We start from the raw sequence: 15,617 nt of genomic DNA on the forward strand, positions 1-15,617 counted from the left end.
AAAACTGCCTCGCCTCATAGCGGAGCAGTTTTTCTATACAGGGGTTTTTATTTCAAGGCTTGAAACAGAATCGTCCGATCCTGCCCCAAGTTGGAATAAAGCTTACTCTTTGGTATCATTCTCATTTTGTCTTTTCTTGCTGTGCTTGAACGCGATGGTAATTGCCAGCGCACATCCTCCCCAAAGGCCAATACAACCAATGAGCATCATAATAATCGCACCAGTACTCATATTAGTTTACCTCCTTATAGGCAATTTTGTCCAGATCGCGATAGCCGTCCTTGCCCTTCATCGTCGTCAAAGCATCAGCGATGACAATAACGAAGAGAATGGTTCCCCAGCCGAATACATTGACATCGGCGGAAGCATATTCGCCGTAGCCGTTGTAAAGGTAATCCTTCGTATTGAGGAAGAGCATAATGCCCAGGACAACCGTGGTTACGATCCTCAGGGAGAATACCCACCATCTTCCAATGCTGAAGTTGGAAAACTCGTTGGCTTCCTGACGCAGTTTTTCCGGATTGAAGAATCTGGTAACCAGAATGACTTCGATAACCCCGGCGCTGGCGATACCAATGTTGTTGATAAAGGCATCGACGATATCCAGGATATTCATTCCCGCGCCTGTGATGAAGAGGAAGCTGAGGAGAAAAGCCGGAACCATAACGACTGTAACCGCCTTTTTGTGGCTCATTTCAAACTTGTCGTGGAATCCGGAGACTACGGCCTGCAAAATGGAAATCAGAGAAGTGATTCCAGCTGTGAACAGAGCACCGAAGAAACAGATTCCAAATAAGGCGTTTAGAGCAGGCAGAGCGCTGATGGCAGTTGGGAAGGTCATAAAGGCCAGTCCGATGCCGGCTCCTGCGACTTCGCTTACAGGAACGCCCTGCATCATCGCCATATAGCCCATGATACTGAACACACCGATTCCGGCGAACAGTTCAAATCCATGATTGGCAGTGGCGGTAATAAAGGCACTGTTGACAACGTCGGTCTTTTTCGGCAGATAGCTGGAGTAAGCCAGCATGATGGCAAAGGCGATCGACAGGCTGAAGAAAATCTGCCCGTAAGCTGCTACCCATACGCTGGGATCTTTCAGCGCGTTCCAATCAGGCTTAAACATATATTCCAGTCCGTCAACGGCTCCTGGCAGTGTAACGCCTCTGATTACCAGGACCAGCATAAGTACGAAGAGAATCGGCAGACAGATTTTGCATGCCTTTTCAATTCCCTTGCTGACACCCTTGTACATGATAAAGGCCGCGATTGCCCAGATGATGACAAAGGGGATGATCAGGCTGGTCTGGATTCCGCCCAAATTCAGCGCGCTGTCGGTCAGACCCAGATATTCAACGAAGAATGAAGATGGATCCGCGCCCCAGGCTTGGGTAAAGGAAAAGCCTATGTAGCTGACTACCCAGACGACAATTGCAAAATAATAAACTGCGATGATGAAAGCGATCATAACCTGGAACCATCCGAGCCATTCAAAACGCCGGTTCATCCTCGCCCAGGTGACGGGAGCGCCGCCCCTGAAGGTTTTTCCCATGGTATATTCCAGAATCAGGATCGGAATACCTGCAGTAATAATTGCGAAAAAGTACGGAAGCAAAAATGCGCCGCCTCCGTTGGTTGCGGCAACATACGGAAATCTCCAAATGTTGCCCAGGCCTACAGCTGATCCGATGGCAGCCAGCAGAAAGCCCACTTTCGAATTCCATTGGTCTCGATCTTTCAAAGTTCAATTCCTCCTTAAGTAAGTAATAAAATCAACAATCACACTATATCAAAGGGATGTTGCAAAGTCAACGATTTCGCTATGAGTATTCAACAAAAAAAGTCGGAAAAATTTGTGAGAAAACATAATTGTTTGATTAAACAAAAAAGGGGAAAAAAGAAGGTGGAGAATTGTTGCATATGCACATAATTGAAAAATATGGAAAAATGGCCGTTGAGAATGGAGAAAGAATTTTTTCGGCCGGACCTTTCCAAAAATATAATTTGTATATCCGACCTAAAACTACTATAATAGATAAGTAAGCATTTGACTTAGAAAGGATACGAGGATGCACGAATATCCAATTACAGAGCAGATCATAAAGATCGCGGAAAAACATTGCCGGGAGGCAGAGGCGGACCGAGTGAAAAAGGTTAAGCTGGTCATAGGAGACTATTCGGGATATGTGGGCGATTCTGTTCATATGTATTTTGACCTGATCAGCGAGGGGACCCTCTGCGAAGGCGCTGATGTGGAGATTCAGCACGTCAAACCAAAACTCCAATGTCCTAAGTGCGGAGAGCTGTTTGAAAAAAAGCTGCTGTCCTTCGCATGTCCCAGATGCGGGACCGACGGCGGTCCTACGGACATCGGCAAAGAATTTTATATAGAAAGCATTGAGGTAGAATAAGAAAGAAAAACAGGAGGAATCTTATGCACGACGTTAGAAAGATAGATGTTATGGAAGGCATTCTCGATGAGAATGACCAGATCGCCCAGCACGTGAAAGAACATCTCAGCGCTCACGGTGTTTTGATCGTCAACGAAATGGGCGCGCCGGGAGTGGGCAAGACGACTACCCTGAAAAACATTTTTAAACATTTAAAGGAGTACAAGCCCTATGTCATTGAAGGGGATATCGAGTCGGACCTGGACACCCAGGACCTGAAGAGCATGGGCATCGATACCCACCAGATCAATACATACGGAGCTTGCCATTTGGATGCTCCCATGATCGACCACATGGTGGATCATATGCAGTTTGATGAGAAGGGAATTCTTTTCATCGAAAACATCGGCAACCTGGTGTGTCCGGCTGAGTTTACCATCGGCGAACACGTGATGATGCTCATTTCCACCGTCACCGAAGGCAGCGACAAGCCGTACAAGTATCCGCTGGCCTTTGAAAAAGCCGATATCATCATTCTCAATAAAGTGGACCTGATCCCCTATCTGGATTTTGACGAGGACTTTTTCATGAAAGGCGTCAGAGCGCTCAATAAGGATGTGCCGGTGTTCAAAGTGTCGGGAAAGACAGGAGAAGGGTTCGAAGAAGTGGCAGAATGGCTGATGGAGCGGGCCGGACAGCTGGAAGCAAAAGACCATTCCCACCATCATGACCACCATCACGGACATACCCATGACCACAAATAGATCGACCCAGAGGATCAAGCTGTGGGGGATTGTCCAGGGAGTGGGATTCCGCCCTTTTGTGGCCAAAACGGCCCACCGCATGGGGATGAAGGGGGAAGTACTCAATATCGGAGGTCTGGTTGAAATCGCAGTGACGGACACCTCTCAGCGGATCGATGCCTTTGTGGAGGCCATCGAAACCGAGAAGCCGGCGCCCGCTGAAATTGTTCACATCAAACGGACTTTGGAGCCCTTCCGGGAATTCGACCATTTTACCATCCTGGACAGCGACGCGGGAGACGACGAGGCGGCGATGATCCCCGCTGATTTATCCATCTGTCCCCATTGTCTGGCTGAGATGCGGGACCCGGAAAATCCCAGATACAACCATCCCTTTATCAGCTGCATGATCTGCGGACCAAGGTATACCATCATCGACCGAATCCCATATGACCGGGATAATACGACGATGATTGATTTCCCCATGTGCGATTTCTGTGAAAAGGAATATACGGATCTGCATGATCGAAGGTATCATGCACAGACCATTTCCTGCCATAGCTGCGGACCGGTATTGAGCATGCCGGTGAAGGAAGGCGCCCGGCTGATCGCCGCAGGAGAAGTGATCGCTTTTAAAAGCATGGGCGGTTATAATCTCATCTGCGATCCGCGCAGTGATGATGCGGTTTTCAAACTGCGGCAGATTAAAAAAAGAGAGCAAAAACCCTTTGCTGTAATGTTTCGTGACATAGAGCAGATCAAGGAATACTGTTATGTGTCGCCGATCGAGGAAAAACTCCTCACATCATCGGCCAGACCGATTTTGCTGCTGGAGCATAAGCCTTCCCAGTCTAAAGAGATCAATAAGAGCCGGTTCATCGGTTCTTTTCTGCCCAGCATGGGCGCCCAGCATTTGCTGCTGGATGAAATCAGCCCTTTGATCGTGACCAGCGCCAACCGCTCTGAAATGCCTATCATAAAAGATAATGAGGAAATGGCGGCTATGATGGAGAAAGAGCCGCTGATTAAAGGCGTGATTGACAACGAACGGCGGATCCAAGTACGGGTAGACGACTCTGTGGTGCGGGCGATCGACGGCCAGCCGCAGATGATCCGCAGATCCAAAGGCTATGCGCCGGTCCCCCTTTATATCAAGACAAGCTTTGGGGGAGAGGTTTTGGCAGTCGGCGGGCAGCTGAAAAATTCCTTCGCTTTGAGCAAGGGCCCGTTTGCTTACATGAGTCAATATTTCGGCGATATGGACAGCGTGGAGAATCAAAGGATTTATGAAGAAAATGTGGAGCGGATGAAAGCTCTGTTTCGTATTAAGCCGGAGCTGGTGGTGTGCGATCAGCACCCCCTTTACTATACCACCGCCTACGCAGAGAACCTGGGACTGCCGGTGCTGAGGGTACAGCATCACCACGCCCATGTGGCATCGGTCATGGCGGAGCACGACCTTTCCGGAAAAGTGATCGGTGTCAGTTTTGACGGAACCGGATACGGCACGGACGGGGCTGTCTGGGGCGGCGAATTTCTCCTCTGTGAGAATGACCGATTTGAACGGTTCGATCATCTGCGTTATGTCAAGATGCTGGGAGGCGACTCTTCCATGAAGGAAGGATGGAAATCGGCGGTCAGTTACCGGTATGCCTGGGAGAAGGGCTATGAAGAGGAATCCGAGGGGATTGCCATTGATCTTTCCCCGATTATGGAATTTGCCGAGAAACGGACCTGGCCGGGAGAAGCGCTTGCCAGGAAAGGGATTGAGGCGGGAATCAATACCATTAAAAGCTCCAGCATGGGCCGGCTTTTCGACGGAGTGTCGGCGCTGCTGGGAATCAAGGACCGCAATGATTACGAAGGCCAATGCGCCATTCTGCTGGAAGATGCGGCGGCTGATCCCGGCGCTTCCGCGGCCAACGCTCTGGCCCTGGACTTTCATAAAAAAATTGCCCGCATGATCCTGGATACCTGCTGCAGGATCAGGGAAGAAACCGGAGCGCGGCAGGTAGCACTGACCGGCGGAGTTTTTCAGAATAAGATTTTAATGGAAGAAAGCCTGAAGCTTTTGCGCCAATCAGGATTCCTTCCGTATTACAATGTTTCCGTCAGTCCAAACGACGGAGGCATCGCTCTGGGGCAGACCTACATTGCCCTCAAGAAAAAGGAGGCGGAGTATGGCAATCGATAAAGTGAGAACCTATTTCAAAGAAGTTGGCATCGAAGATCGAATTCAGGAATTTGATGTTTCAAGCGCCACCGTGGAGCTGGCGGCCAAAGCGGCGGGGGTCATTCCGGCAAGGATATGCAAAACACTGTCCTTTCTCGACCCGGACGGCGGCTGCATCCTGATTCAGACAGCAGGCGACACGAAAGTCAATAATGGAAAATTTAAACGACAATTTGGATTCAAGGCAAAGATGCTTTCCGCGGAACAAGTGGTCCAATTTACCGGCCATGAGATAGGCGGAGTCTGCGCTTTTGCCATTGACAATGAAGATGTAAAAATATATGCGGATGTATCCATGCAGCGGTTCGATACGGTCTTTCCGGCCTGCGGCAGCTCAAACAGCGCCATCGAACTGACCTGCGACGAGCTGTTTACTTATTCGAAAGCGCAGCAGTGGATCGATGTCTGCAAAATACCGGAGGAAGAATAATGTGTATTGCAATACCAGGCAAAGTCATTGCCACTGATGGGACCACCGCTCAGGTGGATTTTCGTGGAAATATGGTCGACGTCAATGTGGGCCTTGTGGATCCCAAGCCGGGCCAGTACGTGCTGGTTCATGCGGGATGCGCCATCGAAGTTATGGAACAGGATAAGGCCAAAGAGCTGATCGATCTCTTTGCCGATCTGGAGGAATTATCATAGTGGAACTTAAAAAGGTAATCGAATATTTGAAAGCTTATGACGGACCGGAGATCAAACTGATGGAAGTCTGCGGAACCCATACGGCCAGTATTTTTAAAAACGGCATTCGCAGCCTGATTTCTCCCAAGATCAAGCTGATCTCAGGCCCAGGGTGCCCCGTCTGCGTGACGCCCACGGCATATATCGATCAGTGCATCGAGTACGCGCAAAAAGAGAATCATGTGCTGCTGACCTTCGGCGATATGATGAAGGTTCCGGGCACCGAAGGAAGTCTGTCCGATATGAAAGGAAAAGGCGCTAAGGTGGAGCTGATGTATTCTCCTTTCGAGGCATTAGAAAAAGCCCAGGCTGATCCGAGCACTACCTATGTGATCGCAGCGGTGGGTTTTGAAACGACGGCGCCCGCCTATGCTCTGATGATGCAGCAGGCTCTGGCCAAAGGGATTGAAAATCTGCGTCTTGTGACGGCTTTGAAAACCGTTATCCCTGCATTGGTCTGGATTTGCGAAAATCAAAAGGATATTGACGGCTTTATCTGCCCCGGACATGTGAGCGTGATCATCGGCAGCAAGCCTTATGAGCAGCTGGCGCAAACGTATAAAAAACCCTTTGTGGTCGCCGGGTTTGAAGCGGAGCATATTTTAGCGGTTATTTATGATCTGGTCAGACAGCTGGAGAAAAAAGAAGCTAAGGTAAAAAATCTCTATACCAACGCTGTGCGCGATGAGGGAAATTCAAAAGCTCTGGAAGTGCTGGACGCTTATTTTGAACCGGGTCCGGCTATGTGGAGGGGGCTTGGCGTTATTCCCGATTCGGGACTTTACTTGAAAGATACCTTCTATGACGGCGGAAGCAGGGGACTGGTGGCGGATATGAAGCTTCCGGAGGGCTGCAGATGCGGAGATGTGATCGTAGGCAAGATCAACCCTGATCAGTGTCCCATGTTCAAGACCCAGTGCAGTCCAACCAATCCATTCGGACCGTGCATGGTTTCTGCGGAAGGGGCCTGCGGAATCTGGTATCGGAACAAATAGAAAAAAATGGAAAATATGGTATAATTCTGGTTGCAAGTATGGTATAATCGATTCGAGCCGCGGTAACGGTGGACGGTTGCTCCTGAAAAGGAGGTGATCCTATGTATTTGACGTTTGATAACCTGATGGTTTATACAATGGTTCTTTGCACAGTGATTGCCTTAGTCGCAAAGATTAAGCGTTAGTTTTACATATAAAGTAAAACACCCGTCCAGGCTTGGAGGCAGGACGAGTGTTTTAATTGCCACTCCGAGCAACCGTTCACCGGTGGCTCCTTTTTTAAATTATAACGCTTTTTTTTTAGTTATACAAGTATATTTTTGATTAGAGTGTCTGAGGAGGATAAGATGAAAATTACGATGGCCCACGGAAGCGGAGGAAAAACATCGGCAGAGCTGATGAGCAGCGTTTTCGGAAAACATTTTAAAAACAGCGTGCTGGATAAGATGGAAGATGCGGCGGTACTTGAGATCAGCGGAAAAATCGCCTTCAGCACCGATTCCTTTGTGGTTACACCGCTGGAATTTAAAGGCGGAGATATTGGCAAGCTGTGTGTTTGCGGAACAGTCAATGATCTATTGATGATGGGGGCCCAGCCCAAATACCTGACCTGCGGTTTTATTTTAGAAGAAGGGCTGGATGTGGATACGCTGGATCGCATCGTTTCCTCCATGGCGGCTCAGGCAAAGGCGGCCGGCGTGACCATTGTCGCGGGCGATACAAAGGTGGTGGAAGGAAGCGGCGGTCTCTACATCAATACCTCCGGCATCGGGGTGATTCCTGCCGGGCGGGATGTGAGCGCCGCAAACTGCGAGCCGGGCGATCAGATTTTGCTGTCGGGAACTTTGGGCGATCACCATGCCTGCATCCTCAGTGCCAGAATGGAGATTGAGAACAACATTAAGAGCGACTGCGGCTGTCTGTCTGATATTACGGATGCTCTCTTTTCTGCTGATATCGATGTAAAGACCATGCGCGATGTGACCAGAGGCGGATTGGGTACAATCCTCAATGAAATCGCAGATACCAGCGGATGCAGGATCGAGCTTGCGGAAGAATCCATTCCAGTAAACGAAGAAGTCCGGGGCTTTGCCGATATTCTGGGGTTGGATCCGCTCTATATGGGCAACGAAGGCAAGATGGTCGCTGTCGTGCCCGCCGAGCAGGCGCAGCAGGCGCTGGAACTGATGCAAAAGACGGAGCATGGAAAAGATGCGGCGATCATCGGCCAGGTGACAGAAGGGTCGGGGACTTTTATCACGACCAGACTGGGCGCCAGCCGCGTGGTGGATGTGCTCTACGGAGAAGGCCTTCCGCGGATTTGCTAGACGGGGGTTAACCTGCTCTGGATCCGAAGGAGCGGGTCCTTCGGACCCAGATTCATAAAGGGTGAAAAGCAACATCATCGCTGGAGCTTATTTTGGCTTAAGTTTGCGATGATTTTTCATCGTGGAAAAGACTGTCAGGCACAGATCACAATGATTTGCTCCCGACCTTGACTCCCGCCCCAACCCTCCAAGAACGTAACGCTCAAGGATTCAGGGGTCACGATGATCACGATTACTGCAACAGCCTTATTTTGATCGATGGCCTATATCGTCAAAGGGATTTCCCTTTCACAGCCAGTACTCCATAAGCAAGCAGAGGCACCGCCGCCAAGGCTAAGAACATATACTGGCTGCCCAGATGTGTATAGAAAAATCCGGCCAGGATGGGCCCGCCGGCAAGTCCCAAATCCAATCCAATGTAGTAAGTACTATTGGCGGTTCCTTGATGGGAAATGCTCACCTTGCGTATGCCGTTTGCTTGGGAGACTGAAACAAGTACTCCATACCCCAGTGCCATTAGAAGCGCTGCAGCAGCCATTACTGCAAGGCCGTTCATAAAATTCACCACAACCAGAGATGCAGCGGCTGCCGGTGCACATATCAGCACAAAGCGGGAATACTTCCATCTGTCAAAAAACCTGCTGAAAACAACTCTGAAGGCAATTAAAAAAATGGCATACAGCGGGAAATATAGGCCAACGTTTATACTTAGGGCTCTGTTTGCTGCGAAGGTGGCAATAAAGGCGGATAATGCGCTGTATGGGAGGGTAACGAGCATTACAACCAGCGCAGTCGGCAGTACTTCCCGGGCAATAAACTGCTTTTTTACATGCTGTGAGGAGAGCAAATCCTGTTTTTCTGCGCCTTTACCCTGAAGAAAGATGATGACAAATGCAGTTAAGGCAAAGGCCCCAGAAACGGCAAAGGCAATGCGATATCCCCACATATCTGATACCCAGAGTGCAATTGAGGGAGCGAAGGCCATACTGACGGCCTGGACCATGCCGTATATTCCCATCCCCGAACCGATTCGCTCCGGAGGCAGACTGGCTCCTACGGATGTAGAGAGCGTGATTGAACTCACTGCAAATCCGGCACCGTTAAGCAGCCTGAATAGAATCAAACAAATCGGCACTTTACAGAAGCAGTATCCCGCATTGCTCATGATCATGGCGCCTAGCCCCAGCATAGCCAGTTTTCGTCGGTCGTAATGATCGACCGCATTACCCGCCAGCGGCCGGCAGCAAAGCGAACAGATGTTAAGCATTCCTCCTGCTATACCCATTACAACGCCGCTGCCTCCCAGTTCGCCGGCAAAACCGGCAATGATGGGATTGCCCATGGACAAGCTCAGCATATAAAAAAAGGTCGCCGCCAATAGCAGCAAAAAAGATCGGTTAAAAAGTTTCATGTATTCTCCTTTATGGTGTTACACAGATGTAGGGGTCTAAACGATTTCATTATATAATATAGTCGAAAAAGGAGGTGTTGTAATTGCAACACGCATCGGGCCAAGTTTCCATATTTGAGGGTATTTCGCCTCAAGAGAAATGCAGAATTATGCAATGTCTGAATGGGCGAGAAAAAAATTATCCTCCCGGTGCACTCATTCGCCGGCAAGTAACAGAAAGCCGAATCGCTATTGTTGCACAGGGGGCCATTGAAATAAGCGAACTGCGGCTGGACGGAATACGCAATATACTTGGCATTATAGAAAGGAACATGTTGATTCATCCGGACTTTTCATGGGTTAAAGCCAATACAGCTCAAGAGATAATGGTCCGCAGCGCCGAAAACGGCTGCAAGCTGCTGTTCTTCGATTTGGACAAAGCAACTGGCTGGTGCAGCAAATGCTGCCAGGCTCACAAGCGTTTTGCACGCAACCTGCTGATCTGCCTTGCCAATCGAAACAATTATCTTACAGAACGCATTGAATTGTTGAGTCAAAGAAAAACGCGCGATAAACTCCTTGCTTATTTTTCGATGGAATCCCGCAAACAACACACAAATGATTTGGTTCTGCCCCTGACCATGCGGGCGTTGGCCGATTACTTATGTGTGGACAGGACGGCGATGCTGAGGGAAATGAAAAAACTCCGGGAGGAAGGTCTCATTGAAGGAATGAGCGGGCATATACGGATTAAAAAAGATCCGTTTTTATCGCTGTCCGAATAAAAAACCACTGCTGCCTAGTTTTGATCGGCATCAGTGGTTTCTTTTTGTTTGCGCAAATCCATTTCTGCTCAGCTGGTGACTTCTGTGCAGGCCAGCTCCGGATTCCAATGTGTCTTCTGCAAATAATCAGAAAGACCAGCGGAATCTTTTTTTTCAAACAGGCTGAGGATGATTCGATGCTCCGCGTTGGTTGTATGCAAAATTTCTTTCCCCTTTTTATCCGTAGAAAGATCGTAAGTCTTAGATACGAATTTGTTTTTTAGCTGGGAGAGAACGCCGATGAGCACCTCATTGCCGCACTCTTCCAAATAGATGTCATGAAAGATTTCCTGCTGTTTATAATACATCTCATAGTTATCCGAATCGATGGCCAGTTCCATGCTGTCGATATAAAAGGCCATATCCTTGAGATGTTTTTCCGTTATGCGGCTGCAGGCCAGCTGGGCGGCCAGACCGTCCAGTACGCCGATTACCTGATACAACTGGCGGGCTTCACCAGGTTTCATTTCCTTAATTATAAAGCCCTTGCGGGGAACGTTTTCCAAAACTCCTTCACTGGAAAGCTGAATCAGTGCTTCCCGGACCGGTGTGCGGCTGATACTCAGCTGCTGGCATATTTCGTTTTCATTGATTTTTTTACCTGGAACCAATGCACCTTTGGAGATCTGGTCGGCAATATATTGATAAACATGATCTTTCAGAGACAGGAATTTATACATACATTTTCTCCTTCTTGCAAATAGTACTATTATAATAGCATCAAAAAAAATGAATTGCAACATTGACAGAATATAAAATATAATATATTATATATTCAACATAAAATTCTGAAAAAAGATGGAGGTATCTAGAATGTTTAAAAATGTAATCGTAAGAAGACCGTGTAAAGCGATGGTTGAAGGGATCACTTCTGCTCCGGAATTGGGAAAACCCGACTATGAACTGGCGTTAAAGCAGCATGATGACTATATTGAAGCGCTCAAGAAGTGCGGCGTGGAAGTAACGGTTCTCGAGGCGGACGAACGCTATCCGGATTCCTGCTTTGTCGAAGATCCGGCTGTAATCACAAGAAAATGCGCGATCATTACAAATCCAGGCGCAGCTTCCAGAAACGGTGAGAAGAATGAGATCATCGGTGCAGTGAAAAAATTCTTCCCCGAAGATAAAATCGAATATATCAAGGATCCGGGAACGCTGGAAGGCGGCGATGTTATGATGGTGGGAGATCATTTCTATGTCGGCCGTTCTGCAAGAACCAATGAAGAGGGTATCAAGCAGTTTATCGCGATTCTGGAAAAATATGGACTCAGCGGTTCAGAAGTTCCTCTGGAAGAAGTACTCCATCTGAAAACCGGCGTAAACTACATTGAAAACAATAATATGTTAGTTTCCGGTGAATTTATTGACAAGGAAGATTTTGCTAAATATAATAAAATTGTTATCCCTGAAGAAGAGGCGTATGCTGCCAACTGCATTTGGGTCAATGGAACGGTGATTGTTCCTGAGGGATATCCGGCAGTTGAAAAAGCAGTAAAGGACGCTGGGTACGACATTCTGCTGGTAGACACATCCGAATACAGAAAGCTGGATGGAGGTCTCAGCTGTCTTTCGCTCCGATTCTAGGATAACAAGCAATCATAACTTGTTAAAATTGAAAAGGACGTGAATTTATGGGAAATTCAAATGAAAAAGGGCTTGGCACCCTGCGGCTGACTATGTTCGGCATCGGATTGATCCTGGCCAGCGGCGCTTTTGCCATTCCAGGCGATTTCGCATCATCGGGCGCTTACCCGCTCGCCTCGCTGATCGGCTGGGGAATTGCGGGAATCGGAATGCTTTCCTTATGCATGTGTTTCTTTAGGCTGGGCATTGCAAAGCCGGAACTGACCAGCGGCTTGTATACCTATGCGAGAGAAGGATTCGGTGAATTTATCGGATTTTGTTCGGCTTGGGGATATTGGATCAGCGCCATACTGGCTCAGATTTCTTTTATCACCATGCTCTTCAGCTCATTGGGAAGTTTTTTCCCTGTATTTGGTGAAGGCAACAATGTGGCGTCAATCGTAACGGCTTCGGTGATTATCTGGTTGATTGCTCTGCTTGTATCCAGAGGAATCAATCAGGCGGTTACCATCAATGTAGTTGTGGTAATTGCCAAACTGCTGCCGATTCTGGTGCTGCTGGTGGCGATTGTTTTCGCCCGGGCTTTTGATCCTAGCGTTTTCTTTGCCAACTTTACCGGCGAAGGTGTTGGAAAGAGCCTGTTGGAGCAGGTTAAGGGAACGACATTTATTACCGTATGGATTTTCATCGGTATTGAAGGGTCTGTCGTTATTTCTGAAAGAGCTAAAAACACCAAGGTTGCAGGGCGGGCTACACTCATTTGTTTCCTGTGCATGCTGGCGCTGTATATGATGATTTCAATCCTGAGCATGGGCGTCATGCCGACAGAAGAACTGGCGGCGCTTAAGACTCCGTCTGTTGCAGGAGTACTTCAGGCTGTTGTAGGTGATTGGGGCGCTATGCTGGTTAACATAGCAGTAATCATTTCCATCGCAGGCGCGCTGTTTACTTACACCATTCTGTGTGTAGATAGTGCCTATGCTCCGGCATCCAAGGGATGTTTCCCCAAGTTTTTTGCCAGACTGAACCGGCGGGGAGCCCCGGTGACGTCGCTGCTTTTATCGACGGTGGTTATCCAGATTTTCTTGGTCATCATCTATTTCAATGCTGCCACATATCAAGTGTGCTATGCATTGTCCACCAGTATGATCATGTTCCCTTACTTTCTGTCTGGGCTGTACTGCCTGAAGATAACCATAAAGGGTGAGACGCTGAAGGGCCCCATGGAAAGCGGAACGAAAGCCAGCATTTGGATTTTTGCAGTGATCGGGGCTGTATATGGCGCATGGATGCTGTATGCCAGCGGATGGCAGTCCGTCTTGGCATCGGCAGTATTGTTTGGGCCGGGGATTTTGCTCTATCTATATACACAAAAGCAAAAGGGAGTCAAAGTACTTCCGAAAACCACCGACGCGGTTGCGGTTGTCGTTGTTCTTGCTGCTTTTGTGGCTGCGATCATTCTCATGGCCAACGGTACGATTCAGCTTTTCTAATGGGAAGGAAAAGTGCCGTAAGATGAGTCATTAAATTTGTAAAAACAGAGGGCATCGACCTAAACATTGATAAGTGTTTGGGCGATGCCTTCTTTTGTTGTTTGCTGCAACTACCGGGACCTGGGATTTGAATGAGGGGTGGAATTGGGCGGCAAGTGTCATACTTTGTTTTAAAAGCTGATGATGCTGACCGCTTACGACACAGTGCGGGTTGATTAAAGACGCGCCATAATAGGAACTATCTGATTTAGGGCAAAAACCTTTTACTTATGGCATTGTGACAGAGAGCTTCCAGGAACTTTGGATCACTTTAATGAAAAAATATCGGACTTATCGGGTTGCTGCAGCGGGTGTAGAAATATTTTCATATTTACATGTTCCAGGTTTCCTGCGTATAATAGGTTCATTGAAAGAAAAGGAGTTGACGTAAATCTATGAAAAGGAAAACTTATTGGGGCTATGGCGTTGCGACGATTGCCGATGCGGCGCCCTACAGCTTCGTGACCGTATATTCCATCGTCTTTTTTACTACAGTGGCCGGACTTTCAGCAGAAACTGCGGGAATGATTTCGGCGGTGACAATTATACTCAATGGAATCGCCGAGATGTCATTGGGATATGTCTCCGATAACTGGAACTCCAAGTACGGCCGCCGCCGTCCTTTTTTAATCTTTGCCGTAGTACCCCTGGGGGTGGGGCTGATTGCTTTATTTACTGATTTTGGATGGGATGAAACGCTGAAGGTGGCCGTGTATATTGGCGCAGGGTTTTTGTTTTGGATTGGATTTGGCGCGTATTACACACCCTATTCCGCGCTGGGAGCGGAGATTGCACCAGGATATAATGAAAGAAGTGTTCTTCGGACCTGCGCCAGGGTATTTGGAATTATGGGCAACATATTGGGGATGGTCCTGCCGCTGGCAATGGTGGAGCTGCTGGCAGGGCTGGGCATGAGCGACCGAGGCGCCTGGTTTTCGGTTGCACTGTTGATCGCCTTCGTAGCCTGCGGTTCGATTCTGATTACCTGGAACAGCACCAGGGGAATGGAGAAGCCTCCGGTAGAAGAAAACACAAAACCAAAAGCCGGACTTGGACAGCTTTTAAGGGACTACATAAAAATCCTTCGCTTAAAGCCGTTTATCTTTTTAATTGTCGTCATCTTTGCCTTTGTGGCGGCAAATACCTTTTATAGTTCCAATATTGTATTCTTTGCCCGCTACAAGCTGGGCCTGGGGGATCAGGTGACTTCGACCATTTTTCTGATTTCGATGATCGTCAATGCCATATGCACCCCACTTTTGGGATGGGCGGCGATTAAAATTGAAAAGAAGAACGCATTGGCCCTGGCGCTGTTGGTGTCGGGAATCGGCGCCATCGTATTTCGTTTTCTGGATGTGAGCAGCTATCTGGGACTGATCGCATACGCCTGCGTGTTTTCCATCGCATACGCTGCCTTTTGGCAGTTGTTCAACGCAGTGCTCTACGACATCAGCGAGGTGGGCGAGTTTGTGATGGGAAAGAGAGTAGAAGGAAGTGTGATCTCTGTCTACGGAATCGCCTTTTCTTTGAGCATGTCCATTTCCAGCAAGGTTCTCGGCAGCATGCTGGAATGGGGCGGCTATAACGGAGCACTGGCAGAGCAGTCCGCCCATGCGGTGACCACCATTGAAAATGCCTTCATGCTGGTGCCGGCCGCCGCGCTGATCCTTGCTGCCATCTTTCAGTTTTTATATCCGCTCAATAAAGGCAGGTTTGAGCTGCTGGAGAGGGCCCTTCATAATAAACGCAAGGGTCTGAGCTATGATACGACGGGGCTGGATAGGATTATTCGAAAGTAGTATTCCCTCATATAATCCCTTTGTGTAAGGGGAATTACAAAAAAGAGTAAAAAAGAAAGAGAAAAGCGGTTGACAGAGGGGAAGAAGTTTGGTAATATAGACAAGCTGTCAGGTG

General features: G+C 48.4%; 15 protein-coding genes. 11 read left to right on the forward strand and 4 right to left on the reverse strand.

Annotation, left to right across the window (positions count from 1 at the left end; translation table 11 throughout):
- Positions 1 to 102 precede the first annotated feature (102 nt).
- A complete protein-coding gene (locus tag LG211_RS19515) occupies positions 103 to 231 on the reverse strand; it encodes a methionine/alanine import family NSS transporter small subunit (RefSeq protein WP_148399066.1) in 129 nt (42 codons plus the stop codon).
- A gap of 1 nt (position 232) precedes the next feature.
- Positions 233 to 1,741, reverse strand: coding sequence for a sodium-dependent transporter (locus LG211_RS19520; protein WP_148399065.1), 1,509 nt, complete (start codon positions 1,739 to 1,741; stop codon positions 233 to 235).
- 328 nt (positions 1,742 to 2,069) lie between these two features.
- On the opposite strand from LG211_RS19520, the gene LG211_RS19525 reads away from it, so the two are divergent.
- The 7 genes from LG211_RS19525 to hypE all read left to right on the forward strand — a co-directional run bounded on the left by LG211_RS19525 (position 2,070) and on the right by hypE (position 8,373).
- Positions 2,070 to 2,411, forward strand: coding sequence for a hydrogenase maturation nickel metallochaperone HypA/HybF (locus LG211_RS19525; RefSeq protein ID WP_269478269.1), 342 nt, complete (start codon positions 2,070 to 2,072; stop codon positions 2,409 to 2,411).
- Between the two features lie 23 nt (positions 2,412 to 2,434).
- Positions 2,435 to 3,154, forward strand: coding sequence for a hydrogenase nickel incorporation protein HypB (gene hypB / locus LG211_RS19530; protein ID WP_148399061.1), 720 nt, complete (start codon positions 2,435 to 2,437; stop codon positions 3,152 to 3,154).
- The gene (hypF, locus tag LG211_RS19535) at positions 3,141 to 5,327 is read left to right on the forward strand and encodes a carbamoyltransferase HypF (RefSeq protein ID WP_253020198.1); all 2,187 of its coding nucleotides are present in this window, start codon (positions 3,141 to 3,143) and stop codon (positions 5,325 to 5,327) included. The genes hypB and hypF overlap by 14 nt, the downstream gene beginning before the upstream one ends.
- Complete coding sequence (locus LG211_RS19540) at positions 5,314 to 5,796, forward strand: YbaK/EbsC family protein (protein ID WP_148399057.1); 483 nt, start codon at positions 5,314 to 5,316, stop codon at positions 5,794 to 5,796. The genes hypF and LG211_RS19540 overlap by 14 nt, the downstream gene beginning before the upstream one ends.
- Positions 5,796 to 6,011 (forward strand): HypC/HybG/HupF family hydrogenase formation chaperone, encoded by a 216-nt coding sequence (locus LG211_RS19545; RefSeq protein WP_148399055.1) that lies wholly within the window; start codon positions 5,796 to 5,798, stop codon positions 6,009 to 6,011. The genes LG211_RS19540 and LG211_RS19545 overlap by 1 nt, the downstream gene beginning before the upstream one ends.
- Complete coding sequence (gene hypD, locus LG211_RS19550) at positions 6,011 to 7,045, forward strand: hydrogenase formation protein HypD (protein WP_148399053.1); 1,035 nt, start codon at positions 6,011 to 6,013, stop codon at positions 7,043 to 7,045. The genes LG211_RS19545 and hypD overlap by 1 nt, the downstream gene beginning before the upstream one ends.
- Before the next feature lie 347 nt (positions 7,046 to 7,392).
- A complete protein-coding gene (hypE, locus tag LG211_RS19555; protein WP_148399051.1) occupies positions 7,393 to 8,373 on the forward strand; it encodes a hydrogenase expression/formation protein HypE in 981 nt (326 codons plus the stop codon).
- A 271-nt stretch (positions 8,374 to 8,644) separates the two neighbouring features.
- On the opposite strand, the gene LG211_RS19560 is transcribed toward hypE, so the two are convergent.
- Positions 8,645 to 9,784 carry an MFS transporter gene (locus LG211_RS19560; protein ID WP_269478270.1) on the reverse strand — a complete coding sequence of 380 codons (1,140 nt, stop codon included), beginning with the start codon at positions 9,782 to 9,784 and terminating at the stop codon, positions 8,645 to 8,647.
- Between the two features lie 149 nt (positions 9,785 to 9,933).
- Between LG211_RS19560 and LG211_RS19565 the strand changes: the two genes are divergently transcribed.
- A complete protein-coding gene (locus LG211_RS19565) occupies positions 9,934 to 10,548 on the forward strand; it encodes a Crp/Fnr family transcriptional regulator (RefSeq protein ID WP_253020196.1) in 615 nt (204 codons plus the stop codon).
- A 68-nt stretch (positions 10,549 to 10,616) separates the two neighbouring features.
- Here LG211_RS19565 and LG211_RS19570 read toward each other — a convergent pair whose 3' ends face one another.
- Entirely contained in the window at positions 10,617 to 11,267 is a 651-nt protein-coding gene (locus LG211_RS19570; protein WP_253020195.1) for a GntR family transcriptional regulator, read from the reverse strand.
- 133 nt (positions 11,268 to 11,400) lie between these two features.
- Here LG211_RS19570 and LG211_RS19575 point away from each other — a divergent pair, with 133 nt between their 5' ends.
- From LG211_RS19575 to LG211_RS19585, 3 genes are all read left to right on the forward strand, one after another.
- Entirely contained in the window at positions 11,401 to 12,171 is a 771-nt protein-coding gene (locus LG211_RS19575; RefSeq protein WP_253020194.1) for a dimethylarginine dimethylaminohydrolase family protein, read from the forward strand.
- Positions 12,172 to 12,218: 47 nt separating this feature from the next.
- On the forward strand, positions 12,219 to 13,664 hold the full coding sequence (locus LG211_RS19580) for a basic amino acid/polyamine antiporter (RefSeq protein ID WP_269478271.1): 1,446 nt from the start codon (positions 12,219 to 12,221) through the stop codon (positions 13,662 to 13,664).
- Between the two features lie 434 nt (positions 13,665 to 14,098).
- The gene (locus tag LG211_RS19585) at positions 14,099 to 15,502 is read left to right on the forward strand and encodes an MFS transporter (RefSeq protein ID WP_148399039.1); all 1,404 of its coding nucleotides are present in this window, start codon (positions 14,099 to 14,101) and stop codon (positions 15,500 to 15,502) included.
- Positions 15,503 to 15,617 lie beyond the last annotated feature (115 nt).

It is taken from the genome of Hominibacterium faecale (assembly GCF_020734085.1).
GTDB lineage: Bacteria > Bacillota > Clostridia > Peptostreptococcales > Anaerovoracaceae > Hominibacterium > Hominibacterium faecale.